The following is a 26,234-nucleotide window of genomic DNA, read 5'->3' as shown; positions in this document are numbered from 1 at the left end:
CCGAGATCCAAGGTATCTGGCAGATTTGCGCCCCCCCCGCGGGGGTACCGCCCCCCCCGGTCGCGGCCACAACTGAGGGGGGTGCTGTCCCTCGGCCTCTCGTATCTTTGTCACCCTGCCTTTTCGGCTTTCGCAAAACTCGCGCGTTGAGTGATGCGCGCATACCAATCCCGAATATCGGCAAACTCGGCCAGCAGGGCTTGTCCCTCGGCGACCTTGACGAAATAGCCGATGATCGGTGCGGCGTGCAGGTCGGCCAGCGTCAGGTCCGTTCCCAACAGCCAAGGCCCTTCGGCTTTCAGCGAGGAGAGCGCCTGCAATGCCGTTCTTGCCTGCCGCAACCCGTTGGCGATCACGGCTTCGTCGGGCGGCGTTTTTTCCAGCCGCTCGACAGCGACATCCCAGACCATGGTCCTGTAGGCGTAGGCGTCGAGCAGGCCGGTGATCTGGTTCAGGCGTGCTCGAGGCCGAGGTTCGACCGGTTGCAGCGCCGGGCCGTCAAAGGCTTCGTCGACATAACGGGCAATCGCGCCGGTCTCGTAGAGGCGAAAGCCGTCCTGCTCGAAGGCCGGGATGCGGCCGAACGGCTGGTGCTCGAAATACCAGCCGGGAATGCCATCCGCGGCAAAGATGTCGACGGGCACGAGCTCGTAGCCGACGCCCTTTTCCTCCAGCACCAGCCGCACGATGCGCACATAGACGCTGTAGTCCGCGCCGTAGACGACGGGCTTGCCCATGCCGGTTGGGCTCAGGCCATCGCTTTCTGCAAATTCTCGTCGATCTTGTCGAGGAAGCCGGTGGTCGAAAGCCATGGCTGGTCGGGGCCGATCAGCAGCGACAGGTCCTTGGTCATGAAGCCGGACTCGACCGTCTGGATGCAGACCCTTTCCAGCGTCTCGGCAAAGCGCCTCAGTTCGGCATTGTCGTCGAGCTTGGCGCGGTGCGCGAGGCCGCGCGTCCAGGCAAAGATCGAGGCGATCGAATTGGTCGAGGTCTCCTCGCCCTTCTGGTGCTGGCGATAGTGGCGGGTGACGGTGCCGTGCGCGGCTTCCGCCTCGACGGTCTTGCCGTCCGGCGTCATCAGCACCGAGGTCATCAGGCCGAGCGAGCCGAAGCCTTGCGCCACCGTGTCGGACTGCACGTCGCCGTCATAATTCTTGCAGGCCCAGACATAGCCACCCGACCATTTCAGGCTCGAGGCCACCATGTCGTCGATCAGCCGGTGCTCGTACCAGAGTTTCTTCGCTTTGAATTCTGCTTCGAACTCCGCCTCGTAGACCTCCTGGAAGATGTCCTTGAAGCGTCCGTCATAGGCTTTGAGGATGGTGTTCTTGGTCGAGAGGTAGACGGGGTAATTGCGCAGCAGGCCGTAGTTCAGGGAGGCGCGGGCGAATTCGCGGATCGATTCGTCGAGATTGTACATGGCCATGGCGACGCCGGCGCCGGGTGCGTCGAAGACGTCGTGCTCGATCACCTGGCGGTCCTCGCCGACGAATTTGATCGTCAGCTTGCCCTTGCCGGGGAAGCGGAAGTCGGTGGCGCGGTACTGGTCGCCGAAGGCGTGGCGGCCGACGATGATCGGCTTGGTCCAGCCGGGCACCAGCCGCGGCACGTTCTTCATGATGATCGGCTCGCGAAAGATGGTGCCGCCGAGGATGTTGCGGATGGTGCCGTTCGGCGACTTCCACATCTTCTTCAGCTTGAATTCCTCGACGCGCTGCTCGTCGGGCGTGATCGTCGCGCATTTCACGCCGACGCCGTATTTCTTGATGGCGTTGGCCGAATCGATGGTCACCTGGTCGTTGGTGGCGTCGCGGTGCTCGATGCCGAGGTCGTAATATTCGAGCTTGAGGTCGAGATAAGGGTGGATCAGCTTGTCCTTGATGAACTGCCAGATGATGCGGGTCATCTCGTCGCCGTCGAGTTCGACGACCGGGTTCGCCACCTTGATCTTCGCCATGGAAAGAATGCCTCGCTTTTGGGGAACGGAACGGCCTTGCCCGCACGGCTGCCGGCCCTGGGATGCGGCCCGTATATCAAAGGCTTTTTGGCCGCGCAAACGGCGAACCGCGCCGTAGTGTCGGCATTCCTTGCGAAAGCTTCATTTTCGCCGCCAAATGTGGCAGGGGACTGCGAAATGCCGCAAACAGCAGTTCACTGACAACCATGGCCGCTACCCAGGATCCCGAAACCCCTCTTGCCTCCGGAACTCCAGCGTCCGGACCGGCGATCATCCTGGTCGAGCCGCAGCTCGGCGAGAATATCGGCATGGTTGCACGCGCCATGGCCAATTTCGGCCTTTCCGAGCTGCGGCTCGTCAATCCGCGCGACGGCTGGCCGAGCGAGAAGGCGCGTGCCGCCGCAAGCCGCGCCGACCACGTCATCGATGCCGTCAAGGTATTCGATGACCTGGCCTCGGCGGTTGCCGATTTGAACTTCGTCTTCGCCACCACGGCGCGCGCGCGCGACAATTTCAAGCCGGTGCGCGGTCCGGTCGAGGCGGGCAGGGCGCTGCGGGCGCGGCAGCGGGCCGGCCAGCGCACCGGCATCCTGTTCGGCCGCGAGCGCTTCGGCCTCTATAATGACGAGGTCGGCCTTGCCGACGAGATCGTCACCTTCCCCGTCGATCCAGCCTTCTCCTCGCTCAACATCGCCCAGGCTGCCCTGCTGATGTCCTATGAATGGATGAAGTCCGGCCTGGAAGACGAGACCAGGACCAACTTCTCCGGCCCCGAAATGCCGCCGGCTGCCAAGGAAGAATTGCACGGCCTGTTTGCGTATCTGGAAGGTGCACTGGAGGCGCGCGGCTATTTCCGCCCGGCAGCGAAGAAGCCGAAGATGGTCGACAATTTGCGTGCAGTGCTGACCCGCGCCGGCTTTGCCGAGCCGGAGCTTAAGGTGCTGCGCGGCATAATATCATCGCTGGACAGGTTCTCGCCGGCCATGCCGCGCGGCGACGGATCGCCCGGCGACGATCCAAGACGGCTTCCGGCAGCGGCCCGGCGCGCTGGCAAGGCGACAGACAAAGACTAGGTGTTTGTTCCCAACGGGAGCGCATAAAAAGCAATTGCCATTGACTGCCAGGGCGGGTGTGCTTCTTCTTCTGCTGGCGACGCCCTTAATCAGTGAGAGAGATCGTGCCCAGAGCTATCTTGCCCGCGTTTGTCTTATTCTGTCTGTTATCTGAAATGTCTGCGGCGTCGGAATTTGAAAAGCCATCGGGCACACTTCCCGCAAAGCAAGCCATTGAAAGATTGTTACCCAATTCCGTGCTCCGCGTCGGAATGCCTAGGCAAGAACTGGAGGAAGTTATCAGGTCACGCTATCCCGATTGGGAGCGTTCGGAAAAGAAACGAGCGCTCAACAACCGCAAGGACATGTCACTTTCACTGGAGGCTCGCTCTGCATATTTGCAGACCATCTCAATATCTCACGAAGAGAAAGAGCAGAACCTGATCTTCAGATATAGGTTTGCGTTGACGTCGCCGCTAACCGGCAGCCACGTCTACTCGATAGTATACGGAGTCGAGTCAAATACCTCGAACCTGATTTCAATAGACGACTGGGCCAACGGTTTGCATTCAAGATGGGGCGATGAGCATGGTGGCACGCGATCTGATGCGAAGGCACGTGCGACGTATTTCTTCGACACGGAATGGCGCTTAGTTGAGAATGCTGGGAACAAGTGCGCCCCGATATATCCGGCACTCTATCGCCTAGATGAAAAAACCGTCGGTGAGGTAGCTGCGGTATCAAGCCTTCTGGACGCAACGGGATGCACATTCAGTCGAGACAGCATTTTAGAGATCAAAGAAGGCGCAGTCGTTCAATCGACCTTCTACACCGTCGATTTTAGGCTTCAGGTGAACGACGTTTTGAAGCGGGTAGCATTTGGGCTTCAGTGAACAAAGCCGACTTTGTCAACGGCCCTAAGCTTCGAATCCCGCCACCTCACCAGTAACCGAATGTTATTCGATATGATCCATTGTCCGGCGAACGATGGGTCCTCGGATGTTCAATTCAAATATCGGGCGTCTTCGCTTTTTCTTCTATTCCGCGGCCTTGCTGGTTGCGGAAATCGTGACCTTTGTGCTGTGCGTCGTGCTGACCATCGGCATCGAGGGTTTGGCCAATTCGAAGCCCGGACCTTCCAGGGAAGGGCTGGCCGCGGCTGTTCTCGTTACCTCGCTGGTGATCGTTCTGTTACGCGCGAATTTCGCCTGGCGTCGAAGCCGCGACGCGCAAGGGTCGGGTTGGATCCTTTGGTCCTATATCGTGTTCTCGACCCTGTTTGCGATTCTGCAGGCCGGCACTGTTCTTGTCGTAAAATTCGACGGCGAAGATTCGCATTCCGGCCTTAACCTGCTGGGATTAGCTCTTGTCGGGCTGTGGGCCGCCATCTTGGCGGCCAAGCCGGCGGGTGGTGGCTCTGCGGATATGGCGTCATCCCTGAGTTTCGACGATTTCGACCCGCCCGGGCCGTTGCGCGGCGCCGCGGCGCTCCATTCAGCGTCAGCCGCCGGCGCGACGGCCCTGGCTCCAGCCTACGCCACGCGGGCCGCGCCGGTGCCGTCGAACCACCCTGCATCTCAACCTGCATCTCCGGCGAACGGCCGGCCGCGGCCCGGCGGCTTCGGCAAGCGCGGCCTTGTGTGACCGGCTCGCCGCATCAAGGCCATGATGGTTCCACATAGAAGCGGCCGGGATAAAGCATCATTGGCCGAAGCAGAAAGCATGGGCCGGGTCTTCCCTCGCGATCTCGTTTGTGATTCCCAGCCCTTAGTGATTCCCAGCCCTTAGTGACTCAATGACAATGACCGATCCATCGAGCGCCCGTCCGATCCTGATGTTCGATTCCGGCATTGGCGGCCTCACCGTGCTGCGTGAGGCGCGCGTGCTGATGCCTGACCGCCGCTTCATCTATGTCGCCGACGACGCGGCGTTCCCCTTCGGCGGCTGGGAGGAGCCGGCGCTGAGAACACATATCCTGGAGTTGTTCGCCAGGCTGCTCGAACGGTTTTCGCCGGCCATTTCGGTCATCGCCTGCAACACCGCCTCGACACTGGTCATCGATGCCTTGCGCGAGAAGTTTCCCGGCCACCCTTTCGTCGGCACCGTGCCGGCCATCAAGCCGGCGGCGGAACGCACGCGCTCAGGTCTGGTTTCGGTGCTGGCGACGCCCGGCACCGTCAAGCGCCAGTACACGCGCGACCTGATCAGCAAATGGGCGCAGAAATGCCATGTCCGCCTGGTCGGCAGCGACAGGCTGGCGGGATTGGCCGAAGCCTATATGCGCGACGGTTTTGTCGACGAGGACGCCGTGCGCGCAGAGATCGCGCCGTGCTTCGTCGAGCATGATGGGCTGCGCACCGACATCGTCGTGCTTGCCTGCACCCATTATCCGTTTTTGGCCAACCGCATGCGCAAGACAGCACCTTGGCCGGTCGACTGGCTCGACCCGGCCGAGGCGATCGCACGCCGCGCGCTGTCGCTGCTCGCCGATACCGAGGCCTGTTATCGCAGAGAGGCACTGCCCGAAGGCGCCGACCTTGCATTCTTCACCTCGAACAGCGCCGATTTTCCGACGCGCCGGCTGATGCAGGGTTTTGGCTTGGCGGTATCCTGACCGCAAGCAATTTTCGCTTTGGGAACATCACACCAGACAATGCGTTTTCCTCTCATCGGAAACGGGAGAAACCATCATGCCAGCCACCTCAAAAGCCCAGCAGAAAGCGGCCGGCGCGGCATTGTCAGCCAAGCGCGGCGAGACCAAGAAGGGCGCGCTCAAAGGCGCGTCGAAGGGAATGTATAAATCCATGAGCGAAAAACAGCTCGAGGAATTCGCCGAGACCAAGCGCAAGGGCCTGCCGGAAAAGAAGTCGAAACACTGATCGACTGGCCATTCTGACGGCGGATGCCGGTCAATAAAAGGCCCGCGGCTGAGCCGCGGGCCATGAAGTCTCAACGGGCGAGGACGAAAATTACCAGTTCCAGCCCCACCCGCAGCGCCGCACTTTGTAGCGGATGACCTTGCGATGACCGTGGCGCCACACCACCTTCTTCTTGACCACGATGCGGCAGACCTGGTGATGCCTGTGCCCATGCCAATGCCGGGCCTGCGCTGGCTCGGGCGCGACCGCCATCGTGCCGGCCATCACCGCGGCGCCTACCAACGTAAGGAAGAACTTCTTCATGCGAATTCCAGCTCCTCTGACTTCAGTCCCTTCCTGATGCCGCTGGCGCAACCTCCCGCCACATCCGGCACATTCTACAACCGTAACACTATCCGGTTCGGCGATTCGCGCCAGCCAGAAGCTTGACAGCGGTTAAATCTCCGTTTAACCAGCCCACCAACACCGGGCCGCAATGCCCGGTGGTTTTCTTTATGTGTGCAAGACGTTTGGGAAGCCGGTTTTACTTTCCTTATGTCTTGTTTGAAATGACGTGTCCCGTGGGTTTTCCGTCGCGTTGCGTGGAAAACCCTGTCAGGTCTCGAAAACGGAGGCCAGAGGAGGGCGCGTTTCCTTCACCCGGACCATGAGGTTCCGGGTGCATTGTTTTGAAAGGGAATGCGATGAGCAAGCGCGAATCCGCGAAGTACAAGATCGACCGCCGTCTTGGCGAAAACATCTGGGGCCGCCCGAAGTCCCCGGTCAACAAGCGTGAATACGGCCCCGGCCAGCACGGCCAGCGCCGCAAGGGCAAGCTTTCCGATTTCGGCCTGCAGCTGCGCGCCAAGCAGAAGCTGAAGGGCCACTATGGCGACGTTTCGGAAAAGCAGTTCCGCAAGGTCTATGAAGAGGCGGACCGCCGCAAGGGCGACACCTCGGAGAACCTGATCGGCCTGCTCGAATCGCGCCTCGACGCAGTCGTCTACCGCGCCAAGTTCGTGCCGACCATCTTTGCGGCGCGCCAGTTCGTCAATCATGGCCACGTCAACGTCAACGGCAAGCGCGTCAACATCGGCTCGTACCGCTGCAAGCCGGGCGATGTCATCGAAGTGCGCGAGAAGTCGAAGCAGCTGGTCATTGTGCTGGAATCGGTGGGCCTGGCCGAGCGCGACGTGCCCGATTATATTGAAGCCGATCACAACAAGATGACCGCGGCCTTCACGCGCATCCCCGGCCTGGCGGACGTTCCGTTTGCCGTGCAGATGGAACCGAACTTGGTCGTCGAATTCTATTCGCGCTGATCGTCGCGTTCGTCGCGATACAATCGAAGGCCGCCCGTCGAGGCGGCCTTTTCTTTTTTCGTTCCTTTTCCGCGGCGTGATTCCGAAATCGATTTCGATTTTCGGTCCGATGCGCTACTGCGGGCGGCAACAGGATCTTGGGGCCGACGCGCCGTGAACATGCAGCCAGACGCCGAAACGCTCGAACCGGTCGCCGACGCCGAAGGCGGCTTTCATCCTCTGTTTGCCGATGTGCCGTCCTCCGTCGAGTTCAACAAGCTGCGCAAACGGCTGTTGCGGCTTGCCCGCCAGGCGATCAACGATTTCTCCATGGTGAGGCCCGGCGACCGTTGGCTGGTCGCTCTGTCGGGCGGCAAGGATTCCTACGGCCTGCTTGCCGTTCTGCTCGATCTCAAATGGCGCGGGCTGCTGCCGGTCGAGCTGTTAGCCTGCAATCTCGACCAGGGCCAGCCGAACTTTCCCAAGCACATATTGCCCGATTATCTCGATAGATATGCCATTCCGCATCGCATCGAATATCAGGACACCTATTCGGTGGTCACCGACAAGCTGGCCGAGGGCAGCACCTATTGCTCGCTGTGCTCGCGGCTACGGCGCGGCCATCTCTATCGCATTGCCCGCGAGGAGGGCTGCTCGGCGCTGGTGCTCGGCCACCACCGCGAGGACATACTGGAAACCTTCTTCATGAACCTGTTCCATGGCGGGCGCCTGGCCGCCATGCCGCCGAAGCTGCTCAATGACGAAGGCGATGTCATGGTGCTGCGGCCGCTCGCCTATTGTGCGGAAGCCGATCTCGAGAAATTCGCCGGCGCCATGAAATTCCCGATCATTCCGTGTGATCTGTGCGGTAGCCAGGAAGGCCTGCAGCGCAACGCCATGAAGGCGATGCTCGACGACATCGAGAAGCGCATGCCCGGCCGCAAGGACACGATGATCCGCGCCATGACCAATGTGCGGCGTTCGCATCTGCTCGACAGGAAACTGTTCGATTTCGCCGCCCTCAATGAAACCCTCACCACCAGGCGTCCCGATGACATTTGACGACAGCGCGATCGACTGGCTTGCCGACCTTCTGTCGGAAGCCGCCGTCGCCGAGATCATGCCGCGCTTTCGCCGGTTGAGCGAGGGCGACGTCCGTCGCAAGACCTCGGCCGCCGATCTCGTCACCGAGGCCGACGTCAATGCCGAACGGCTCATCACCGCCAGGCTGCGCCAGCGTTATCCCCACGCAATGATCGTCGGCGAGGAGGCCTGCTCAGACGACCCGACGCTGCTCGACGGTCTCGGCGACGCCGAACTCGCCTTCGTCATCGACCCGGTCGACGGCACCTTCAACTTCGCCTCCGGCGTGCCGCTGTTCGGCGTCATGCTTGGCGTCGTGATCAAGGGCGAGACGGTCGCCGGCATCATTCACGATCCCGTCGGCAAGGATTGGCTGATCGGCGTTAGTGGCGCCGGCAGCCATATCCGCCATGCCCATGGCAATCTGGAAAAGGTCCATGTCGCCAAACCGGCGCCGATGTCGGAAATGACCGGTGCGGTCTCATGGCACTATGTGCCCGAGCCGGACCGCTCACGTTTGGCGCGCAACCAGACCAAGTCGCTATCGCAGTTCAACTATCGCTGCGCCGCCCACGAATACCGCCTGCTGGCCAGCGGCCACGGCCATTTCGTCGTCTACAACAAGCTGATGCCTTGGGACCACCTGGCCGGCGTGCTGATCCATGCGGAGGCGGGCGGCCATGCCGCGCGCTTCGACGGCAGCGCCTATCTGCCGTCGCATGTCGGGGGTGGCCTGCTGGTCGCACCGGACCGGGAGAGCTGGCGGGAGCTGCGCCGTGAGCTCTGGGCGGAATAGCTCTTCGCTGCCAAAGTTGTCCAATCTTGTGCGAAACCGGAGATCTCGAATGAAACCTCGGTCCGCAATTGTTGCAACGGCCTTTGCCCTTGCCTTGGTTGCCGGTGTCCATGAAACAAGAGCTGGGGAACGCGCATGTCGCAGTCCCGACTCCGTCGACACCATAGACGAGATGTTCTCCGCGATCTTCGCCTGTTGGAAGCCGCCGCGCGGAAGCGCGGGCATGACCCTGACGCTGCAGTTCTGAATTCGCCGAAACGGCACGCTTATCGGCAAGCCGCGCGCCACCTACTCACATCTAGGGGACGATGGTCCGCTCAACCGGGCCTTCGTGGCTTCCGTCCTCGAGGCGCTCGACAAGGCTCTTCCACTGCCCGTTTCGGACAGTATGGGTGGAGCAATCGCAGGACGTACGCTGTTCCCTCGCTTCACCGCGGTCAGTGAGGGTGCATCCTAGGCGCACGCGCAATGGGCATTAAACCGGCGGGTTATGCGGCTGGAACAGTCTGCCGCGCTCGGCCAGCAGGATCATCAGCAGCGCCGCCACGGACACGCTGCAGAACCCGGCGGCCAGCGGCGTCACCGTGCCGTTGAAGGCTTGGCCGATCAGCGTGCCGAGAATGCCGCCAAGAAATGTCTGCATGAACCCAAGGATCGACGACGCAGTGCCGGCCAGGTGCCCCAGCGGCTCCATAGCGAGCGCGTTGAAGTTCGCGCCGAGCGCGCCTAACGGGACCATGGCGCAGGCAAAGAAGGTAATGAAGAGCCAGAGCGGCATCTTTATTTCGATGGAAACGACCAGCCAGGCAAGGCTGATGGCCAGAAACAGCAGCAGCGCGCTTTGCGACAGACGGCGCATGCCGATGCGGCCGACGAGGCGCGAGTTGAGGTAGTTCGAAAAAGCAAGCACACCGGCAACCCCCGCGAAGATGACCGGGAACACCTCGCCGACATTGAACACGCTAACATAGATCTGCTGGGCCGAGGCGATGAAGCCGAACATGGCGCCGAAGATGAAGGTGCTGGCGAAGGCGTAGCAGAGCGCGATGCGGTTGGTGAGAACGATGCGGAAGCCGCCGATGATGGAGGACAACGTCAGCGGCCGGCGATATTCGGGGTGTAGTGTCTCGGGCAGGCGCAGCAGCGACCAGGCGGACACGATCAGCGCGCCGGCTGCCATGGTGACGAAGATCACATGCCAGGTCGCAAACAGCATGATGAACTGGCCGATACCGGGCGCCACCACCGGAATGGCCATGAACACCATGAAGATCAAGGACATGACTTCGGCCATGCGCCTTCCGTCGAACGTATCGCGCACGATCGAGACGGCAATGACGCGCGTCGCCGCCGCACCGATGCCTTGCACGGCCCGGCATAGCAGAAGCGTGGTGAATGACGGGGCGATTGCCGCAGCGCCGGCCGCCAGGACGTAGATCACCAGCCCTGCGACAAGCGGCGCGCGGCGCCCGAAGCGGTCCGAGATCGGCCCGAAGAACAGCTGTCCGCCGCCAAAGCCAAGGATATAGGCGGTGACAACATATTGCCGGTGGTTTTCATTTTCGATGCCAAGCGAAGCGCCGATCTGCTGCAGCGCCGGCAAAATAATGTCGATGGCCAGCGAATTGAGCGCCATCAGCGCCGCGCACAGCGCAATGAATTCCCAGCGCGGAATAGGCAAGGTGCTTGCCTTTTGCTGCGCTTGTGCTTGCTGATCCACGGCCAGTCCGATCCTCAAACGAAAATGCGCCGGCTGGCCGACGCATCCATTCGTTGATTGCCCGATAATGGGCAGAACTTTTTGCCAAGGTGGGGGCTGCCCCGGCGCTTAGCGCATGACCCCCGAAAATCGCAGGCGGAAGGTCATACGCAGAAACAGAAGTCAGGCGGCGCCTTTGACGCTGACGCCCTTTTCGACGAGGAAGGTCTGCAATTCGCCCGCCTGGAACATCTCGCGGATGATGTCGCAGCCGCCGACGAACTCGCCCTTGACGTAGAGCTGCGGGATGGTCGGCCAGTTTGAATAGTCCTTGATGCCTTGCCGCAGTTCGGCCGACGTCAGCACGTCGACGCCCTTATAGTCGGCGCCGATGTAGTCGAGGATCTGCACGACCTGGCCGGAAAATCCGCATTGCGGGAAGCCGGGCGTGCCCTTCATGAAGAGAACGACGTCGTTGCCCTTCACTTCATTGTCGATGTAGTCGTTGATGCCGCTCATGGAATACCCTTTCATGCCTGTGGGAGTCAGGCTCGAACATTACCCTTCAAATAAACCCATGGGTTGCGCGAAACAAGATGTTTGCCGCCTTGCCACGCAAATGGCGCAAAGGAACGTCTGATCTTGGGCCAAGAGCGTTGGCCACCATCTTTCCCGAGGCGCGATGAAAAGACGATATCTCGCCGGGTTCCTCCTCGCCGTTCTGTTCGCCGCACTGTCCTTGATCTGGTGGGCCAGGTCGCCGAGACAGCCATCTCTCGTCGTCGGCGGTGAATTACCGGCGCCGTGCCGCGATACGAGCTTCGAGGCGGTCGCCTATGTCGTCTGCGAAATCGATCTGCGCCGCTATGACGTCGGTGTGTTCCACACAGGCCTCGACGGCAAGGCTTTCGGTTCACTGGACAAATTCGACAAGGCGATGGCGGATCAGGGCCGGACGGTGCTGCTCGCCATGAACGCCGGCATGTATCACCAAGACCTGACCCCAGTCGGCCTTCTCGTCGAAGACGGCCGGGAGAAGGCGCCGATCAACGTCGCCGACAGCGGAGGCAATTTCTTCCTGAAACCGAATGGCGTATTCCTGGTCCGCAAGGACGGCAAGGCGGCGGTCATGGAGACAAGCGCCTATGCTGCGACCAGACTGGACGTGATGTTTGCCACGCAATCCGGCCCGATGCTGGTGATAGACGGCCGGCTTCATCCCCGCTTCGAGCAGAACGGCACATCACGCTATATCCGCAATGGCGTCGGCGTGCGTGACGAAAATACGGTCGTGCTGGCGATCTCACGCTCTGAAGTCAGCCTCGGCAGCTTCGCACGGCTATTCCGGGATGCGCTCGATTGTCCCAACGCGCTTTTCTTCGACGGGGTCGTTTCGGCGCTGTCGAACGGCGAGCGGATGATTGTGGGTGGAAAGTATCCGGCGGGGCCGATCATTGCCGTGACCGGTAAGAAGCTTGCGAGCCGGTAACTGCAAGAGAGCTCAGTCCGGCACGCTGGTCTGCAGGGCAAGCGCGTGCAGTACGCCGCCCATGTTGCCCTTCAGCGCGTCATAGACCATCTGGTGCTGCTGGACGCGGCTTTTGCCGCGAAAGCTTTCGGCCACAACCTCAGCCGCATAATGGTCGCCGTCGCCGGCCAGGTCGCGAATCGTCACCTTGGCGTCCGGAATGCCTTCCTTGATCAGCCGTTCGATGTCGTGGGCGTCCATTGCCATGTGAGGATTCCTTGTTCAGGTCGTGATCTCATAGATATGGTCGAAATGGCGGATGAACCACAGGGAAAGGGGCCCACTCGATCACATCACGGGTCCACGACCTCATTTGCCATGAAGCGAGGGAACCAGGATTCGTGGGCGGCGGTCAATTCGCTGACCGGTATCGCACGCGCCTCGCCCAGCTTCAGTTCGCTGCCGCCGGTCGAGCCGATCCACGGCGCAAAAACGCCGAGCTTGTTTTGCTGTTCGCGAATGGCGTCCCATTGCTCGCTCTGCGGGTCGATCGACAGCGTCAGCAGATAACGGCCCTGGTCCTCGCCGAACCAGACCGGGATCGGATCTGCACCGATCAGGCCGGGAATGGTCGCGCCGATGCCGGAGGCCATCGCCATCTCGGCCAGCGCCACCGCGATGCCGCCATCGGAAACGTCATGCGCCGCGGTAACAACACCGGAGGCGATCAGTGCCCGCACATGGTCGCCGACCCGCTTCTCGTGGCCGAGATCGACCGGCGGCGGCGGGCCGTCGGCGCGGCCAAAGATGTCGCGCATATAGACCGACTGGCCAAGATGCGAGCCCCATATCGTCGGGGCGCCGACCAGCACGATCATCTGGTCTTCGGCGGCAAAGCCGATGCGCACCATTTTCGACCAGTCGGCAATCAGACCGACGCCGCCGATGGTTGGTGTCGGCAGGATGCCTTGGCCGTTGGTCTCATTGTAGAGCGAGACGTTGCCGGAGACGATCGGGAAGCCGAGCGCCCTGCAGGCATCGCCAATACCTTTCACCGCGCCGACCAACTGACCCATGATCTCCGGCCGTTCCGGATTGCCGAAATTGAGGTTGTCGGTGGCCGCGAGCGGCAGAGCACCGGTGGCGGTAAGATTGCGCCAGCATTCGGCAACCGCCTGCTTGCCGCCCTCGTAAGGGTCGGCCTCGCAATAGCGCGGCGTCACGTCGGAGGAGAAGGCGAGCGCCTTGGTCGGATGACCATCGACGCGCACGACACCGGCGTCGCCGCCGGGAAGCTGCAGGGAATTACCCTGGATCAGCGTGTCGTACTGCTCCCACACCCAGCGGCGCGAGGAAAGGTCCGGTCCGCCCAGCAGCTTGAGGAGTGCGTCGGCCACATCGGTTCGCGGCGCATCGCCAGCCAATGGCGCCGGTTTCTTCGGCTCGACCCAGGGACGGTCATATTCCGGCGCCTGGTCGCCGAGATCCTTGATCGGCAGGTTGGCGACCTCGTCGCCCTGGTGCAGCACGCGGAAGCGCAGATCGTCGGTGGTCTTGCCGACGATGGCAAAATCAAGGCCCCATTTGTGGAAGATCGCCTCGGCCTGTTTTTCCTTTTCGGGGCGCAGCACCATCAGCATGCGCTCCTGGCTCTCCGAAAGCATCATCTCATAGGCGCTCATGCGCTCTTCACGCACCGGCACCTTGTCGAGGTCGAGCTCGATGCCGAGGTCGCCCTTGGCGCCCATCTCGACCGCCGAGCAGGTGAGACCAGCGGCACCCATGTCCTGGATGGCGATAACGGCGCCGGACGCCATCAGTTCGAGGCAGGCTTCGAGCAGGCATTTTTCGGTGAAGGGATCGCCAACCTGGACCGTGGGCCGCTTCTCGTCGATCTTGTCGTCGAACTCTGCCGAGGCCATGGTGGCGCCGCCGACGCCGTCGCGCCCGGTCTTGGCGCCGAGATAGACGACCGGAAGGCCGACGCCCTTGGCCTCGGACAGAAAGATTGCGTCCGTCTTCGCGAGGCCCGCGGCAAACGCATTGACCAGGATATTGCCGTTGTAGCGGGCGTCGAAATTGACCTCGCCGCCGACCGTCGGCACGCCGAAGGAATTGCCATAGCCACCGACGCCGGAAACGACGCCGGCAACGAGGTGTTTGGTCTTGGGATGGTCCGGCGCACCGAAGCGCAGCGCGTTCATCGCCGCGATCGGCCGCGCGCCCATGGTGAAGACATCGCGCAGGATGCCACCGACGCCGGTCGCAGCTCCCTGATAAGGCTCGATATAGGAGGGGTGGTTATGGCTCTCCATCTTGAAGACGACGCAGTCGCCGTCGCCGATGTCGACCACACCGGCATTCTCGCCCGGGCCCTGGATGACTTGCGGCCCGGTGGTCGGCAGCGTGCGCAGCCACTTCTTCGAGGATTTGTAGGAACAATGCTCGTTCCACATCGCCGAAAAAATACCAAGTTCGGTAAAGCTCGGTTCGCGCCCGACCAGGTCGAGGATGCGTTGGTACTCGTCGGGCTTCAGCCCGTGCGCGGCAATGAGTTCCGGAGTGATCGGCACGGAATTGGAAATGGTCATGGTCGGCAAATTGTGTCCTTGGGATCGAGTCCCGTCTTATCGCAAGCTTTGCAGCCGATACACCCCGTTAGATGACTAAAACGATGGAAAGCAACAGCTGACGGCAAGTAGCGAAAGATCGCCACTCGACCCGCCAGTTTCAAGCCGGTTCAGGAAAAGCTGTCGTAGCCGGCGCGGCCCTCGTCCAGAAGCCGCCGGATCACCGCGACGCCGTGCGCGATATCGTCCCGCTGTCGCGGCTGCGAGATGCCAAACCGCACGCCGTGAAAGGCCTGTTCAGAACGCCCTGCCTTGAACTCATCCTCGTCGTCGATGAGCACGCCATGTTCGAGGCAGGCCTGTTTGAAAGTGCCGGAAAGCCACGGGTCGGGCAAAGTGAGCCAGACGAACGGCACATTATCCAGCGCCTTGAAGTCGAAGCCGTCGAGTGTCTCGCGCACGATCGCGATGCGCGCACCGATCTCGGCAATGCTGCGCTTGCGCATCTCGGCGGCCTGACTGGACAGCACCAGCCGGCTGCCCACCTCCGCCAGCAGAAACGGCAGGCCGCCCGTCATCATCTTGTGGGCAACCCGGATGCGGTGACGATAGGCCGGCGGGCAAGCGAGCCAACCGCCGCGAACACCCGCCGCGACCGATTTCGAGAGGCCGCCGGCAACGATGGTCCGTTCGGGAGCATATTCGGCCATTAAAGGCGTTGGGTCATCGGTCAGTCCGCCATAGAGATCGTCCTCGATCAGGACGACGTTATATTGACGGGCGACATGCGCGATTGCCTCGCGGCGCGATGCCGACAGCGTTGTCAGTGTCGGGTTCTTGGCCGTCGGCATCAAAAACATCATCTTCGGGTGCTTTTGCGCACAGACGCGCTCGAAATCCTGGGGATCGATGCCCTCGTCGTCCGCCACCACCAGTGCGGTCCGGCGACCGATCAAGCCGGCGCTGCGGGAAATCTGCGAATAGGTGAGGTGCTCGAAGACGACATAGTCGCCGGGGGAGGTGAGCCCCGCAATGGTTGCCATCACCGCGGCGTGGGTGCCGAGCGTGGGAACGATGGCATCCGCCGCCGGGCGAAAGGAATTGCGCGACAGCCAGCGCCTGCCGGCTTCGAACCAGCGGTCCGGGAAATCACGCGTGTAGCTTGAAATCTCATGCGGATGGTCTTGCGCCGTGCGTGTCAACACGTCAGCGACGATGGCACCCTGGCCGACATCCGGTGCGGCGGTGCTATCGAAGCGCAGCTTGTCGCCGGGCGCATCCATATAGCGCGTGCCTTGTTCGACCGGCCCCAGGAAATCCGGCTTTGCGCTCTCCGACTGCTGAGCGAGAACATAGGTTCCGCGGCCGACCTCGCCGCTGACCAATCCCCGCTCGCGCAGCAATTGATAGGCCCTGCCAACCGTGCCGACGGTCGTGCCGATGTCGTATGCCAGATCGCGCTGCGGCGGCAGCTTTGCCCCTGCACCGATCAAGCCGCGGTCGATGTCCGTCTCGATGGAATCGGCAAGCCGCTGATAGAGCGGTCCAGTGCCGGCGGTAAGGTCTGGAAGCCAAGTTGTCATGGTGACAATTTTCTACATTGCACCGAAATGAGAGTCAATACATATGAAACGGGCAATACAAAAGGGCACAATTGCAATCTTGGCAGAAAGAAAATGGGTACAATAGAGACAATCCGCTACGCCGCAGTTGAATTGCAGGTGCAGGTGGCGCGCCCGCCGGGCAGGCCAACCTATGTCAGTCGGCTGGTGCGTACGCTCAGATCCTTCGCGAGGTGGATCGACGGGTTAATGGATCGCCGGCGCAGCCGGCTGGTCCTGCTCGAGATGACTGACGACCAGCTCAAGGACATCGGTATCTCGCGTTGCGATGCCCATCGTGAGGGGCTGAGGGCGTTTTGGGACTGAGAAGCAGCCGGATGCTCCGTCTCGAACGTCGCGTGGCATATCGGCGGTTAGACGAGAGCGTCAATATCGACATCGGAACCAACGCGATCTTCTTCATCACTGAGATACCATCCTCCTTCGTGCCCTCACAGCATTCGCTCGCGACGTCTCCAGTGAATAGGGGTATTGCTGAAAATAGCTAATTCCCTTATTTTCGGGATAACGAAGGAGATGACCGTGGCAAGTTTCACCCTCACAGATCTCGGCAACAAATCCGGCGAGGTTGTTGAGGCCGCGTTCCGCGGCCCTGTTGACATCACCAAGCGCGGCAAGCGCAAGTTCGTTCTCCTGACGGCAGAGCAGTTCGACCGCATCACCAGTCGCAGCGCGCAACGGGCACACCGCGTCGAGGATCTGTCGGCCGAGGAACGCGACAGGCTTCTAACCGGCCTCGACGCAGTCGCGCGAGATGATGTTCGGGATGACTGAACCCGGCCACGGACAGATCATTCTCTATTCCTATTTGTGGGCGAGGGAATATGACCGGGGCGAGGAAAGCGGACGCAAGGCGCGGCCGACTTGCGTTATGCTGATCGTTGCCGGCAAGAATGGCCGCAAGCAGGCCCTGCTCTTTCCAATCACGAGCCAGCCGCCACGACCTGGCGCGCACTATGTTGAGATTCCTGAGACCGAGGCCCGCCGCGCCACCCTCTTTACCCCAGCCTGGGTTATCGTCGACGAATTCAACACCGATGATCTCGCGACGAGCTGGGCGCTCGAAGATGCCAAGCCGCTCGGCCAATTCACGCGCAAGTTCATGTCACGGATCGCTGGCGAAGCTGCTGCGGCGATCCGTGCAGGCGCCGCGCGAACCGTGCCAAGACGCTAAAGGCTGCCGCGGCGGGAGAGCATCATCGCGGATGAACGCCCGCCGCCCTGATCCGCGTGACACCGTGGTCCACAAGCACCGCCACGATGCACAGCATCAGAAAGAGCCCGGTGATGGCCAGAGCCGAGACGGCGACGCTGGTCGCGCCGTTCTTGGCGAGATCGAGGAACGGGTAGGGCACTTCACCGGCAATCGGCGCCCGCAGCAGCGCGTAGGCCAGATAGGCGATCGGATAGATCATCCACCAGGAGATGTCGCGCCACCGCGTCGAGCCGTCGGCGCCTGCCACAAGCCACCACAGCACGAACAACACCGGCGTCACATAGTGCAGGAGCACATCGCAGAGCAGGAACAGCCCTTGCGGCTGCCAAAGCTGCGCCAGGACCGTTGCATAAACGATGAGGACCAGCGTTATGGCGACGGCTACGCCCGCCCGCATCCGTGGCGCGGAAAAGGCCGGAAACCAGGCATAACCCGTCGACGACAGCAACGAGGCATGGACGAGCACCGCGCCGATGTTGGTCAGGATGGTGAAGAAGCTGAAATAGAAGACCAGCGAGCCGGCAAAGCCGCGGCCGGCTTCCATTGATGCCGGGACGGTGATGCAGAGCTGCAGGACGAGCCCGGCCAGGCCGACGACCAGACCGGTGATCTGCAGCACGCGACCCATTGGGCTAGGCAGCAGCGCCGCAGGCCGGATTGCCCGCCTGCCAGCGGGCAATGTCCGAGCCGATGCGGGCGCCGAGCGGTTCCGCCATCAATGGGCCGAACACGTCGACGCGGCTCGAATTGCCTTGCGCCTGCACGACCAGCAACGGCTTTCCACCATAATGTTTGGCCGGCACCAGCAGGAAGCGCGGCGTGCCGCTGAACGAATTCAGCTCGTTGGCCATCTGGTAAGATTTGAAGGCAGGGTCCTTGCTGGCGATCCAGCATTTGTGGGCAGCTATTGCCACCTGCTCCATGGCAAGCAGTGACGCACTCTTGCCCGCCGGCGCCGGCGCGCTCTTCGGGCCTGACTGGCAGGAGGCGAGTACAAGCCCGGCGGCAGTAGCGACGGCGAGGCGCGTGGTCGTCGGTCTCATGTTCAAGCGGCGCCCATCTCGAGTTCGGACAGAAAGATCTTCAGACCGTCTGTCATCTCACCCCAGACGCGCGACAGCGCGGGATGCTGCAAGGCTATTTGCTCGTAGGCATCGAATTTCGGATAGGCGTCAAGCAAATCGGGGCGGCCCATCGTTGTCCTGAAATTGTTGAAGACGAAGCGGGTCGGCGTCAACCACGCATCGGCAAAGGAGATGTCGTCGCCGAGCGCGAACGGGCCATGCGCCATGCGGGCCTCGATTGCCGCAAGCCCGTGATGCAATCGGGCGAACTGTGCCTTGATCTCCGCCTCGTTGCGCTGCGGCACGAAATAGAGTTCGAACAGCTTCATGGTCGGGGCGAGCACGTCAAGGTCGGTGATGCGGGCGAACATGCGCACCAACGCCCGGTCTTTCGTATCCTTGGGCAGCAGCGCCGGCTCGGGGAAACGCTCCTCCAGATATTCGGCAATGACTACCGATTCGACGATCGTTTCGCCGGAACCGGTGATCAGCACCGGAATCCTGTTGAGCGGCGAGATGGCACGAAATGCCTCGGGGATGGGGAACCCCGGCGGCGGTGCCATGAGCTTGAGCGGCACGTTCTTGATGTAGGCCAACGCCCGCACGATCGACGAATAGGGCGACAACGGCCGCGAATAGAGTTTCATGACCGTCGCTCCAGGAGGAAAATTGAAGGTATCAAGCGGCGATGCCCAGCGCGCTTTCGAACAGCGCCCGGCCGTCGCTTCCGCCATGCGCCGCTTCGATCAGGTTCTCGGGATGCGGCATCAGGCCGAGCACATTGCCATGGCCGTTGACGATGCCGGCAATGTCGTTGATCGAGCCGTTGGGATTGGTGCCTACGGCATAGCGGAACACCACCTGGCCTTCGCCTTCGAGGCGGGCCAGCGTTTCGGCATCGGCAAAATAATTGCCGTCATGGTGCGCCACCGGCGCGCGGATGATCTGGCCCGGCTGATAGCGGCGGGTGAACATCGTGTTGGCGTTGGCGATCTGCAGCTTCACCTGACGGCAGACGAATTTCAGCGAGGTATTGCGCATCAATGCGCCCGGCAGCAAGCCGGCCTCGACCAGGATCTGGAAGCCGTTGCAGACGCCGATGACCGTGACGCCCTTGGCCGCCCTTTCGGCCACAGCCCGCATTACTGGCATGCGCGCGGCAATGGCGCCGCAGCGCAGATAATCGCCGAACGAAAAGCCGCCGGGAATGGCGATCAGGTCGACATCGGGAATTTCGGTGTCGGTCTGCCAGACGGTGACCGGCGGCGTGCCGGAAATCTTGGTCAGCGCCGCGATCATGTCGCGGTCGCGATTGAGGCCGGGGAGCAGGACGACGGCTGATTTCACCTCAGGCGATCTCCACCGCGTAATTCTCAATCACCGTATTCGCCAGAAGCTTGTCGCACATGGCTTTCAGATCGGCCTCGGCCTTGGCGCTGTCGCTCTCGGCCAATTCGACGTCGAAAACCTTGCCTTGCCGCACCTGGCCGATGCCGCCGAAGCCCATTCCGGACAGCGCATGCTCGATTGCCTTGCCTTGTGGGTCTAGCACGCCGTTCTTGAGGGTTACGGTAATGCGGGCCTTGATCACGCTGGACATGCTCCTGTTCATCTGTTGAGCGGGCAAGCCGTCAGTGCGGCTTGCCTTTGACGCCGTCGGTCGATGCGACGAGCACCGGCCCGGCCGGACGCGGTGGCTCGTTCTCGTTCATGATGCCGAGACGGCGGGCAACTTCCTGATAAGCCTCGACCAGCCCGCCCATGTCGCGGCGGAAGCGGTCCTTGTCGAGCTTGTCCTGCGTCGCCACGTCCCACAGCCGGCAGGAATCCGGCGAGATCTCATCGGCAACGACGATGCGCATCATATCGCCTTCGAACAGGCGGCCGCATTCGATTTTGAAATCGACCAGCTGGATGCCGACGCCCATGAACAGGCCGGAAAGGAAGTCGTTGACGCGAATGGCCAGCGCCATGACATCGTCGATCTCCTGTGGGCTCGCCCAGCCGAAGGCGGTGATGTGCTCTTCCGATACCATCGGATCGTCGAGCGCATCGGCCTTGTAATAGAATTCGATGATCGAGCGCGGCAGCACTGTGCCTTCCTCGATGCCCAGGCGCTTGGCCAGCGAGCCGGCGGCGACGTTGCGCACCACCACTTCGAGCGGGATGATCTCGACTTCCTTGATCAGCTGCTCGCGCATGTTGAGCCGGCGGATGAAGTGGGTCGGAATGCCCATCCGGTTGAGATGATTGAAGATGTGCTCGGAAATGCGGTTGTTGAGCACGCCTTTGCCATCGACGATTTCATGCTTCTTCTTGTTGAAAGCGGTAGCGTCGTCCTTGAAGAACTGGATCAGCGTGCCAGGCTCCGGTCCCTCATAAAGGATCTTGGCCTTGCCTTCATAAATGCGGCGGCGATTTTTCATCTGATTTTTCTCTGGATTTGCGGGCAGGCGGCAAGCGACCAGTTCCTGTCCGTCTGCCTAAAATAAGATGGCGACGGTGGGGTTCAATGCCGGTGTCTATCCCAATCGCACTGTTTGCTCAATCGGCAAATCCTTTCAATCAACCGCTTTCGGGCACCGAAATGCCGCAGCGCAGCAAGCAATGTAGCATATTGACCGGCCGGCGCCCTTTTGGTTTGTGCTCCGGCAACACATATTGGCACAACGAATCGGATTTCACGGAGGGATGCCATGAGCAGCATGAAAGACCGCGAAGAGGGCTTTGAGCGCAAATTCGCATTCGACGAGGAACTTCGGTTCAAGGCTGCGGCACGCCGCAACAGAGCGCTCGGCCTGTGGGCTGCCGAAAAGCTCGGCAAGTCCGGCGCCGATGCCGACGCTTATGCCAGGGAAGTGGTCGTCAGCGACATCGAGGAAGCTGGCGATCACGACGTTTTCCGCAAGATACGCAAGGATTTCGATGCCGCCGGCATCGACCAGTCGGACCATCAGATCCGCCGCACCATGGATGAATTGATGGCGCAGGCGATCGAGCAGATCAAGAACACCTGATCCCCATCGATACTCTTCGAACGCTGGACCAATCGACCGCCCGGCCTCACCGGGCGGTTTTTCTTTGCCTTTGCGGTCATTTCCGGCTGAATTGCTGCAAGCAAAGAGGAAATCGCCAATGTCCCTGAAGTCACGCCTTGCGGCCGACGAGACGCTGTTCACCGCATGGTCCGGCGTGCCGGATGCGTTGACGGTCGAGATACTGGCCAGGCAAGGGTTCGACGCGGTTACGCTCGATATGCAGCATGGTGGCCATCACGAGGATAGCGTACTGCGCGGGCTTGTGCCGGTGCTGGCCGCCAACAAGCCGGCTTTGGTACGCATCCCGGTCGGCCGCTTCGACATGGCCAGCCGTGCGCTTGACTTCGGCGCCGAGGCGGTGATCGCCCCGATGGTGAATTCGGTGGCGGACGCAAAGCTGTTTGCTGCCGCAATGAAATACCCGCCACTCGGCGAGCGCTCCTGGGGCCCGACCTATGCTTTTCCGCGCCATGGCAAGGGCGACTATGCCGACTGGCTGCGCGACAGCAACCAGCGCACCATGGCGTTCGCCATGGTCGAAACGCGGGCCGCGCTTGATGCACTCGACGGCATCCTCGACACGCCGGGCATCGACGGTATCTTCCTTGGCCCGTCGGATTTCTCGATCGCCTGGTCGAAGGGCACCACCGTCAGTTCGACGCTGGAGAGCATGATGGGGACCGTCGCCTCGATCGCCGAGCGCACCCGCAAAGCCGGCAAGCATGCGGCGATCTATGTGATGGAACCGGCCATCGCCGGTCGCGTGGTGTCGATGGGTTACCGGCTGCTGGCGATGGGTTCCGAGCATTCGCTGATTTCGCTTGGGGCAAAGACCCTGCTGAACAGCGTCAGGGATTCGATCGGTTCCTAGAGCAATTCCAGGAAAAGTGTGAAACGGTTTTCCGTCCGGAATTGCGTCAAAACAAAGAGATAGAGCGGTTCGCCGTTTCCGTGAAACGGTGAACCGCTCTAGAGATCCGTCAGGAATTTCGCGAACGTCATCGAGCCTTCAGGCCAGGGGCCGAAGCCGGAATCCGCGTTGAGATGACCGGCATCCCCGGCGTCGATGAACAGCGAGCCCCACGCCCCGGCAATGTCCTCGGCGACGCCGAAGGCGCAGAACGGGTCGTTGCGGCTGGCGATCACCACCGACGGAAACGGCAGCGGGTCGCGCGGATAGGGGCCGAAGGTCATCAGGTGCCTCGGCTTTATCTCTGGATTGGCGACATCGGGCGGCGCCACGAAGAAAGCGCCGGCGACCGGCCTCTCGAACCGAGGCAACGCTTGAATGACCGCCGCGACGCCAAGCGAATGGGCGACGATGACGACCGGCCGCTCGGCCTCGTTAACCGCCTTGGCGACACCGGCCGTCCAATCCTCGCGCACCGGCTTCGACCATTCCGCCTGTTCGACGCGGCGCGCTGTCGATAGTTTCGACTGCCAGCGGCTCTGCCAATGATCGGGGCCGGAATTGGTGTAGCCCGGCACGATGAGAATATCTGCTTCCCTGACTTTCATGGCGCGCATGTAGCGAGAGGCGCTGTCGGGTGCAACCGGGTATGAACTCAACAGCGACACGCAAACGGCCGCTCACGAGCCCGGTTCTGCTCGCTATTGTGAACACCCTGTTCGCTTCTTGCGCTCTTGTGTGAACGATCGCGATCAACGATCTGTCGCCAGGAAAGAATGGCTGTTCCGAGATTTTGGCACGGACATGGCGTAGAATGATTGATGGCGCCGGATTTCTCTGTTGGAAGCTTGTCGAGCGCCGCCTGAACGGAGCACTTTGATGAGCGAACTGCCTTTTGCCGCGACGACCCCGGTCAGCGTTGCCCGCGTCGGCTTGCGGGCGCGCGATGCAGACAATCTCGCTGCCTACTATCGCAAAGTCGTCGGTTTGCAGGAACTGAGCCGCGCCGGCGGCACGATTACGCTCGGCGCAGTCAATCGCCCTTTGCTCGACATCGAAGCGGATCCGGCCGCGAAACCCGATGACCCGCGCAGCGCCGGTCTTTTCCACACCGCCTTCCTGCTACCCAGCCGGGCCGATCTCGGCCGCTGGATCAATCACGCCATCGCCGGCAAGATCGGCATCGAGGGCGCATCCGATCATCTGGTCAGCGAGGCTCTTTACCTAACCGATCCGGAAGGCAACGGCATCGAGATCTATGCCGACCGCCGTCCGCAGGACTGGAAATGGAACGGTGACAAGATAGCGATGGCGACGGAGCGGCTGAACATTCCGTCGGTCGTTGCCGAGGTGCCGGCCGGCGACACCGGCTGGCAGGGCGCGCCGGAAAACAGCATTATCGGCCACGTCCATTTGCGGGTCGGCAGGCCGGAAGAAGCCGAAGCATGGTGGCATCAGGAGTTCGGTTTCGACACAGTGGCAAAGTACGGTGGCGCGGCGGTGTTCCTGTCGTCCGGCGGCTATCATCACCACATTGGCGCAAATGCGTGGCAGAGCGCGGGCGCCGGTCGCCGCGATCCCGCCCGCTCCGGCTTGGCCTGGGTCGAGATGCGCTCGGACAATGCCGCAAGCGAGACCACCCGCGAGGATCCGTGGGGCACGGTAATAAGGACGGTTCCCGGTAAGGCGTAGGTTAGAGGTTCGCTTTTTCGAGCAAGCGGCCAAGCATGAGCAGGCCCGCTGGCCATACGCCCAGGCGGGCCTCGTTTCCCATATGGCCGAGATCGCCGGCATCGGCGATATCCGCGCCCCAGGCTGCGGCAAAAGCGGTCGCCTTGTCGAAGGTGACGCGTGGGTCGCTGCGGCTCGCCACCACCAATGCCGGGAAGGGCAGGCGCTTCAGCGGCATCGGCGCGAACGGGCGCACCGCGTCGAATGAGGGATCGGCATCCTCGACGTTGGTCGCGGCAACCAGGAATGCCGCCGCGACCTTGTCGAGTTGGCTTTGACTGGCGCCGGCAGCCCACTTCACCGCCGTCGCCACCGCCAGCGAATGCGCAAGCAGCACGACGCGGCGCGGTGCGGCGGCCACCGCGGCATCCACCTGGCCGATCCAGTCTTCAGGCTTTGGCCGGTCCCACTCGGCCTGCAGCACGCGGCTCGAATTGGGGAACACCCGGCACCAATGCGACATCCAATGATCCGGCCCGGAATTGCCGCGCCCGGGCAGGGCAAGGAAATCGAAATCTCCGGCCGACGAAATCATCAGGCTTCTCCGAACACTCTGCTGAAGATCGTATCGACGTGCTTGGTATGATAGCCCAGATCGAATTTCTCGCGGATCTCGGCCTCGGGCAAGGCTGCGACAACGTCCTTGTCGGCCAGAAGTTCCTCAAGAAAATCAGCGCCTTGCTCCCACACCTTCATGGCATTGCGCTGCACCAGCCGGTAGGCGTCCTCGCGCGAAACGCCGGCTTGCGTCAGCGCTAGCAGCACGCGCTGCGAATGCACGAGGCCGCGGAATTTGTTCATGTTCTTCAGCATGTTGTCGGGGTAGACGAGCAGTTTGTCGACAACGCTGGTCAGCCGCGAGAGCGCGAAATCGAGCGTCACCGTCGCGTCGGGCCCGATCATGCGCTCGACCGAGGAATGCGAGATGTCGCGCTCGTGCCACAGCGCCACATTCTCCATTGCCGGCAATGCGAACGAGCGCACCATGCGGGCAAGGCCGGTCAGGTTCTCGGTCAGCACCGGGTTGCGCTTGTGCGGCATCGCCGACGAACCCTTCTGTCCGGGTGAAAAGTACTCTTCTGCTTCAAGTACCTCGGTGCGCTGCAGATGGCGCACCTCGATCGCCAGCCGCTCGATCGACGAGGCGATGACGCCGAGCGTGGCGAAGAACATCGCATGGCGGTCGCGCGGAATCACCTGCGTCGACACCGGCTCCGGCTTCAGTCCGAGTTTCTTGGCCACGTATTCTTCGACATAAGGGTCGATATTGGCGAAGGTGCCGACCGCACCAGAGATGGCGCAGGTGGCGATGTCCTCGCGTGCGTGCACCAGCCTCTGGCGGCAACGCGAGAATTCGGCATAGGCCTGCGCCAGCTTGACGCCGAAGGTGGTCGGCTCGGCATGGATGCCGTGGCTGCGGCCGATGGTAATGGTGTCCTTGTGCTCGAAGGCGCGGCGCTTGAGCGCCGCCAGCAGCCCGTCAATGTCGGCCAGCAGGATGTCGCTGGCGCGGGTGAGCTGCACGGCAAAACAGGTGTCGAGAACGTCGGAGGATGTCATGCCTTGGTGGATGAAGCGGGCATCCGGCCCGACGAATTCGGCAAGATGGGTGAGAAAGGCGATGACGTCATGCTTGGTGACCCGCTCGATCTCGTCGATGGCGTCGACGTCGAACTTCGCCGCTCCGCCTTTCTCCCAGATGGTCTTGGCGGCCTCCTTCGGGATGACGCCGAGCTCGGCCAATGCGTCGCAGGCGTAGGCCTCGATCTCGAACCAGATGCGGAACCGGGTTTCGGGCGACCAGATGGCCACCATTTCCGGCCGGGAGTAGCGAGGGATCATCAGTCGGTCCTGACTTGCGAGAGC

Annotated in this window: 32 protein-coding genes and 1 pseudogene; 16 read left to right on the top strand and 17 right to left on the bottom strand. The window is 61.9% G+C overall.

Annotated elements, in window-relative coordinates:
* Window positions 1–110: 110 nt before the first annotated feature.
* Window positions 111–737 carry a glutathione S-transferase family protein gene (locus tag NKI52_RS24520; protein WP_352700006.1) on the bottom strand — a complete coding sequence of 209 codons (627 nt, stop codon included), beginning with the start codon at window positions 735–737 and terminating at the stop codon, window positions 111–113.
* 11 nt (window positions 738–748) lie between these two features.
* Window positions 749–1,960, bottom strand: a complete 1,212-nt coding sequence (locus NKI52_RS24515) for an NADP-dependent isocitrate dehydrogenase (RefSeq protein WP_352700004.1) — start codon at window positions 1,958–1,960, stop codon at window positions 749–751.
* Window positions 1,961–2,166: 206 nt separating this feature from the next.
* Between NKI52_RS24515 and NKI52_RS24510 the strand changes: the two genes are divergently transcribed.
* From NKI52_RS24510 to NKI52_RS24490, 5 genes are all read left to right on the top strand, one after another.
* Entirely contained in the window at window positions 2,167–3,033 is an 867-nt protein-coding gene (locus NKI52_RS24510; protein ID WP_352700002.1) for an RNA methyltransferase, read from the top strand.
* Window positions 3,034–3,152: 119 nt separating this feature from the next.
* Entirely contained in the window at window positions 3,153–3,905 is a 753-nt protein-coding gene (locus NKI52_RS24505; RefSeq protein ID WP_352700000.1) for a hypothetical protein, read from the top strand.
* Window positions 3,906–4,011: 106 nt separating this feature from the next.
* Entirely contained in the window at window positions 4,012–4,656 is a 645-nt protein-coding gene (locus tag NKI52_RS24500; RefSeq protein ID WP_352699998.1) for a DUF805 domain-containing protein, read from the top strand.
* A 157-nt stretch (window positions 4,657–4,813) separates the two neighbouring features.
* The gene (murI, locus tag NKI52_RS24495; RefSeq protein WP_352699996.1) at window positions 4,814–5,626 is read left to right on the top strand and encodes a glutamate racemase; all 813 of its coding nucleotides are present in this window, start codon (window positions 4,814–4,816) and stop codon (window positions 5,624–5,626) included.
* A gap of 76 nt (window positions 5,627–5,702) precedes the next feature.
* Window positions 5,703–5,891, top strand: a complete 189-nt coding sequence (locus tag NKI52_RS24490) for a DUF3008 family protein (RefSeq protein WP_023674705.1) — start codon at window positions 5,703–5,705, stop codon at window positions 5,889–5,891.
* Window positions 5,892–5,981: 90 nt separating this feature from the next.
* On the opposite strand, the gene NKI52_RS24485 is transcribed toward NKI52_RS24490, so the two are convergent.
* Complete coding sequence (locus NKI52_RS24485; RefSeq protein WP_023674706.1) at window positions 5,982–6,194, bottom strand: hypothetical protein; 213 nt, start codon at window positions 6,192–6,194, stop codon at window positions 5,982–5,984.
* Window positions 6,195–6,574: 380 nt separating this feature from the next.
* Between NKI52_RS24485 and rpsD the strand changes: the two genes are divergently transcribed.
* The 4 genes and pseudogenes from rpsD to NKI52_RS32770 all read left to right on the top strand — a co-directional run bounded on the left by rpsD (window position 6,575) and on the right by NKI52_RS32770 (window position 9,507).
* Window positions 6,575–7,192: a 30S ribosomal protein S4 gene (gene rpsD, locus NKI52_RS24480; RefSeq protein ID WP_023717376.1), complete on the top strand. Its 618-nt coding sequence runs from the start codon at window positions 6,575–6,577 to the stop codon at window positions 7,190–7,192.
* Between the two features lie 159 nt (window positions 7,193–7,351).
* Entirely contained in the window at window positions 7,352–8,233 is an 882-nt protein-coding gene (gene ttcA / locus NKI52_RS24475) for a tRNA 2-thiocytidine(32) synthetase TtcA (RefSeq protein ID WP_352700014.1), read from the top strand.
* Entirely contained in the window at window positions 8,223–9,050 is an 828-nt protein-coding gene (locus NKI52_RS24470) for an inositol monophosphatase family protein (protein WP_352492462.1), read from the top strand. The genes ttcA and NKI52_RS24470 overlap by 11 nt, the downstream gene beginning before the upstream one ends.
* Window positions 8,935–9,507 (top strand): annotated as a pseudogene (locus NKI52_RS32770) (UCP034077 family protein). Before NKI52_RS24470 ends, NKI52_RS32770 begins: the two are co-directional and overlap by 116 nt.
* Window positions 9,508–9,525: 18 nt before the next feature.
* Here NKI52_RS32770 and NKI52_RS24465 read toward each other — a convergent pair.
* Together NKI52_RS24465 and grxD are read right to left on the bottom strand one after the other, a co-directional pair.
* Window positions 9,526–10,725, bottom strand: a complete 1,200-nt coding sequence (locus NKI52_RS24465) for a multidrug effflux MFS transporter (RefSeq protein WP_502897793.1) — start codon at window positions 10,723–10,725, stop codon at window positions 9,526–9,528.
* A gap of 207 nt (window positions 10,726–10,932) precedes the next feature.
* Complete coding sequence (grxD, locus tag NKI52_RS24460) at window positions 10,933–11,268, bottom strand: Grx4 family monothiol glutaredoxin (RefSeq protein WP_023674712.1); 336 nt, start codon at window positions 11,266–11,268, stop codon at window positions 10,933–10,935.
* A gap of 163 nt (window positions 11,269–11,431) precedes the next feature.
* Between grxD and NKI52_RS24455 the strand changes: the two genes are divergently transcribed.
* Window positions 11,432–12,238 (top strand): phosphodiester glycosidase family protein, encoded by an 807-nt coding sequence (locus tag NKI52_RS24455; protein WP_352623646.1) that lies wholly within the window; start codon window positions 11,432–11,434, stop codon window positions 12,236–12,238.
* A gap of 12 nt (window positions 12,239–12,250) precedes the next feature.
* Here the strand turns inward: NKI52_RS24455 and NKI52_RS24450 are convergent, their stop codons facing one another.
* The 3 genes from NKI52_RS24450 to NKI52_RS24440 form a co-directional block, all read right to left on the bottom strand.
* A complete protein-coding gene (locus NKI52_RS24450; protein ID WP_023674714.1) occupies window positions 12,251–12,484 on the bottom strand; it encodes a BolA/IbaG family iron-sulfur metabolism protein in 234 nt (77 codons plus the stop codon).
* 86 nt (window positions 12,485–12,570) lie between these two features.
* Complete coding sequence (gene purL, locus NKI52_RS24445; RefSeq protein WP_352590682.1) at window positions 12,571–14,808, bottom strand: phosphoribosylformylglycinamidine synthase subunit PurL; 2,238 nt, start codon at window positions 14,806–14,808, stop codon at window positions 12,571–12,573.
* Between the two features lie 149 nt (window positions 14,809–14,957).
* Entirely contained in the window at window positions 14,958–16,370 is a 1,413-nt protein-coding gene (locus NKI52_RS24440) for an aminotransferase-like domain-containing protein (RefSeq protein WP_352699992.1), read from the bottom strand.
* 93 nt (window positions 16,371–16,463) lie between these two features.
* Between NKI52_RS24440 and NKI52_RS24435 the strand changes: the two genes are divergently transcribed.
* The 3 genes from NKI52_RS24435 (at window position 16,464) to NKI52_RS24425 (ending at window position 17,583) form a co-directional block, all read left to right on the top strand.
* Complete coding sequence (locus NKI52_RS24435) at window positions 16,464–16,715, top strand: DUF1127 domain-containing protein (protein WP_023674717.1); 252 nt, start codon at window positions 16,464–16,466, stop codon at window positions 16,713–16,715.
* Window positions 16,716–16,880: 165 nt separating this feature from the next.
* Complete coding sequence (locus NKI52_RS24430) at window positions 16,881–17,183, top strand: type II toxin-antitoxin system prevent-host-death family antitoxin (protein WP_352699991.1); 303 nt, start codon at window positions 16,881–16,883, stop codon at window positions 17,181–17,183.
* A gap of 97 nt (window positions 17,184–17,280) precedes the next feature.
* Complete coding sequence (locus tag NKI52_RS24425; protein ID WP_245274623.1) at window positions 17,281–17,583, top strand: hypothetical protein; 303 nt, start codon at window positions 17,281–17,283, stop codon at window positions 17,581–17,583.
* 22 nt (window positions 17,584–17,605) lie between these two features.
* Here the strand turns inward: NKI52_RS24425 and NKI52_RS24420 are convergent, their stop codons facing one another.
* From NKI52_RS24420 to purC, 6 genes are read right to left on the bottom strand one after another with little or no spacing between them, the layout of a single operon-like run.
* Window positions 17,606–18,253, bottom strand: coding sequence for a Pr6Pr family membrane protein (locus tag NKI52_RS24420; protein ID WP_352457782.1), 648 nt, complete (start codon window positions 18,251–18,253; stop codon window positions 17,606–17,608).
* A gap of 4 nt (window positions 18,254–18,257) precedes the next feature.
* Window positions 18,258–18,668, bottom strand: a complete 411-nt coding sequence (locus NKI52_RS24415) for a hypothetical protein (RefSeq protein ID WP_352457781.1) — start codon at window positions 18,666–18,668, stop codon at window positions 18,258–18,260.
* 2 nt (window positions 18,669–18,670) lie between these two features.
* Window positions 18,671–19,336, bottom strand: coding sequence for a glutathione S-transferase family protein (locus tag NKI52_RS24410; RefSeq protein WP_023674722.1), 666 nt, complete (start codon window positions 19,334–19,336; stop codon window positions 18,671–18,673).
* A gap of 31 nt (window positions 19,337–19,367) precedes the next feature.
* The gene (purQ, locus tag NKI52_RS24405; protein WP_352699989.1) at window positions 19,368–20,036 is read right to left on the bottom strand and encodes a phosphoribosylformylglycinamidine synthase subunit PurQ; all 669 of its coding nucleotides are present in this window, start codon (window positions 20,034–20,036) and stop codon (window positions 19,368–19,370) included.
* A 1-nt stretch (window position 20,037) separates the two neighbouring features.
* The gene (gene purS / locus NKI52_RS24400) at window positions 20,038–20,280 is read right to left on the bottom strand and encodes a phosphoribosylformylglycinamidine synthase subunit PurS (protein WP_352700012.1); all 243 of its coding nucleotides are present in this window, start codon (window positions 20,278–20,280) and stop codon (window positions 20,038–20,040) included.
* Window positions 20,281–20,320: 40 nt separating this feature from the next.
* Window positions 20,321–21,115 (bottom strand): phosphoribosylaminoimidazolesuccinocarboxamide synthase, encoded by a 795-nt coding sequence (purC, locus tag NKI52_RS24395; protein WP_023674725.1) that lies wholly within the window; start codon window positions 21,113–21,115, stop codon window positions 20,321–20,323.
* Between the two features lie 270 nt (window positions 21,116–21,385).
* Here purC and NKI52_RS24390 point away from each other — a divergent pair, with 270 nt between their 5' ends.
* Together NKI52_RS24390 and NKI52_RS24385 are read left to right on the top strand one after the other, a co-directional pair.
* On the top strand, window positions 21,386–21,706 hold the full coding sequence (locus tag NKI52_RS24390) for a DUF1476 domain-containing protein (protein ID WP_023674726.1): 321 nt from the start codon (window positions 21,386–21,388) through the stop codon (window positions 21,704–21,706).
* Between the two features lie 118 nt (window positions 21,707–21,824).
* Window positions 21,825–22,598 (top strand): HpcH/HpaI aldolase family protein, encoded by a 774-nt coding sequence (locus NKI52_RS24385; RefSeq protein ID WP_352637833.1) that lies wholly within the window; start codon window positions 21,825–21,827, stop codon window positions 22,596–22,598.
* 98 nt (window positions 22,599–22,696) lie between these two features.
* Here NKI52_RS24385 and NKI52_RS24380 read toward each other — a convergent pair whose 3' ends face one another.
* On the bottom strand, window positions 22,697–23,245 hold the full coding sequence (locus NKI52_RS24380; RefSeq protein WP_023674728.1) for an RBBP9/YdeN family alpha/beta hydrolase: 549 nt from the start codon (window positions 23,243–23,245) through the stop codon (window positions 22,697–22,699).
* Between the two features lie 271 nt (window positions 23,246–23,516).
* Between NKI52_RS24380 and NKI52_RS24375 the strand changes: the two genes are divergently transcribed.
* Entirely contained in the window at window positions 23,517–24,329 is an 813-nt protein-coding gene (locus NKI52_RS24375) for a VOC family protein (protein WP_352590699.1), read from the top strand.
* A 1-nt stretch (window position 24,330) separates the two neighbouring features.
* Here the strand turns inward: NKI52_RS24375 and NKI52_RS24370 are convergent, their stop codons facing one another.
* Entirely contained in the window at window positions 24,331–24,903 is a 573-nt protein-coding gene (locus NKI52_RS24370; protein ID WP_352699987.1) for an RBBP9/YdeN family alpha/beta hydrolase, read from the bottom strand.
* Window positions 24,903–26,210, bottom strand: coding sequence for an adenylosuccinate lyase (purB, locus tag NKI52_RS24365; RefSeq protein ID WP_352699985.1), 1,308 nt, complete (start codon window positions 26,208–26,210; stop codon window positions 24,903–24,905). The genes NKI52_RS24370 and purB overlap by 1 nt, the downstream gene beginning before the upstream one ends.
* Between the last annotated feature and the right edge of the window lie 24 nt (window positions 26,211–26,234).

Source organism: Mesorhizobium sp. M0590, from assembly GCF_040320905.1.
In the GTDB taxonomy this organism is placed as follows: Bacteria; Pseudomonadota; Alphaproteobacteria; order Rhizobiales; family Rhizobiaceae; genus Mesorhizobium.
Note: the sequence above shows the minus strand (reverse complement) of the source record. Positions and strands in the feature narration are given on the sequence as shown.

Excerpts from the sequence above, each read along its gene's own strand:
- NKI52_RS24520 (WP_352700006.1), bottom strand. The coding sequence starts at position 737 with ATGGGCAAGCCCGTCGTCTACGGCGCGGACTACAGCGTCTATGTGCGC.
- NKI52_RS24515 (WP_352700004.1), bottom strand. The coding sequence starts at position 1,960 with ATGGCGAAGATCAAGGTGGCGAACCCGGTCGTCGAACTCGACGGCGAC.
- NKI52_RS24510 (WP_352700002.1), top strand. The coding sequence starts at position 2,167 with ATGGCCGCTACCCAGGATCCCGAAACCCCTCTTGCCTCCGGAACTCCA.
- NKI52_RS24500 (WP_352699998.1), top strand. The coding sequence starts at position 4,012 with ATGTTCAATTCAAATATCGGGCGTCTTCGCTTTTTCTTCTATTCCGCG.
- murI (WP_352699996.1), top strand. The coding sequence starts at position 4,814 with ATGACCGATCCATCGAGCGCCCGTCCGATCCTGATGTTCGATTCCGGC.
- NKI52_RS24490 (WP_023674705.1), top strand. The coding sequence starts at position 5,703 with ATGCCAGCCACCTCAAAAGCCCAGCAGAAAGCGGCCGGCGCGGCATTG.
- NKI52_RS24485 (WP_023674706.1), bottom strand. The coding sequence starts at position 6,194 with ATGAAGAAGTTCTTCCTTACGTTGGTAGGCGCCGCGGTGATGGCCGGC.
- rpsD (WP_023717376.1), top strand. The coding sequence starts at position 6,575 with ATGAGCAAGCGCGAATCCGCGAAGTACAAGATCGACCGCCGTCTTGGC.
- ttcA (WP_352700014.1), top strand. The coding sequence starts at position 7,352 with ATGCAGCCAGACGCCGAAACGCTCGAACCGGTCGCCGACGCCGAAGGC.
- NKI52_RS24470 (WP_352492462.1), top strand. The coding sequence starts at position 8,223 with ATGACATTTGACGACAGCGCGATCGACTGGCTTGCCGACCTTCTGTCG.
- grxD (WP_023674712.1), bottom strand. The coding sequence starts at position 11,268 with ATGAGCGGCATCAACGACTACATCGACAATGAAGTGAAGGGCAACGAC.
- NKI52_RS24455 (WP_352623646.1), top strand. The coding sequence starts at position 11,432 with ATGAAAAGACGATATCTCGCCGGGTTCCTCCTCGCCGTTCTGTTCGCC.
- NKI52_RS24450 (WP_023674714.1), bottom strand. The coding sequence starts at position 12,484 with ATGGCAATGGACGCCCACGACATCGAACGGCTGATCAAGGAAGGCATT.
- purL (WP_352590682.1), bottom strand. The coding sequence starts at position 14,808 with ATGACCATTTCCAATTCCGTGCCGATCACTCCGGAACTCATTGCCGCG.
- NKI52_RS24440 (WP_352699992.1), bottom strand. The coding sequence starts at position 16,370 with ATGACAACTTGGCTTCCAGACCTTACCGCCGGCACTGGACCGCTCTAT.
- NKI52_RS24435 (WP_023674717.1), top strand. The coding sequence starts at position 16,464 with ATGGGTACAATAGAGACAATCCGCTACGCCGCAGTTGAATTGCAGGTG.
- NKI52_RS24425 (WP_245274623.1), top strand. The coding sequence starts at position 17,281 with ATGCTGATCGTTGCCGGCAAGAATGGCCGCAAGCAGGCCCTGCTCTTT.
- NKI52_RS24420 (WP_352457782.1), bottom strand. The coding sequence starts at position 18,253 with ATGGGTCGCGTGCTGCAGATCACCGGTCTGGTCGTCGGCCTGGCCGGG.
- NKI52_RS24415 (WP_352457781.1), bottom strand. The coding sequence starts at position 18,668 with ATGAGACCGACGACCACGCGCCTCGCCGTCGCTACTGCCGCCGGGCTT.
- NKI52_RS24410 (WP_023674722.1), bottom strand. The coding sequence starts at position 19,336 with ATGAAACTCTATTCGCGGCCGTTGTCGCCCTATTCGTCGATCGTGCGG.
- purC (WP_023674725.1), bottom strand. The coding sequence starts at position 21,115 with ATGAAAAATCGCCGCCGCATTTATGAAGGCAAGGCCAAGATCCTTTAT.
- NKI52_RS24390 (WP_023674726.1), top strand. The coding sequence starts at position 21,386 with ATGAGCAGCATGAAAGACCGCGAAGAGGGCTTTGAGCGCAAATTCGCA.
- NKI52_RS24385 (WP_352637833.1), top strand. The coding sequence starts at position 21,825 with ATGTCCCTGAAGTCACGCCTTGCGGCCGACGAGACGCTGTTCACCGCA.
- NKI52_RS24380 (WP_023674728.1), bottom strand. The coding sequence starts at position 23,245 with ATGAAAGTCAGGGAAGCAGATATTCTCATCGTGCCGGGCTACACCAAT.
- NKI52_RS24375 (WP_352590699.1), top strand. The coding sequence starts at position 23,517 with ATGAGCGAACTGCCTTTTGCCGCGACGACCCCGGTCAGCGTTGCCCGC.
- NKI52_RS24370 (WP_352699987.1), bottom strand. The coding sequence starts at position 24,903 with ATGATTTCGTCGGCCGGAGATTTCGATTTCCTTGCCCTGCCCGGGCGC.
- purB (WP_352699985.1), bottom strand. The coding sequence starts at position 26,210 with ATGATCCCTCGCTACTCCCGGCCGGAAATGGTGGCCATCTGGTCGCCC.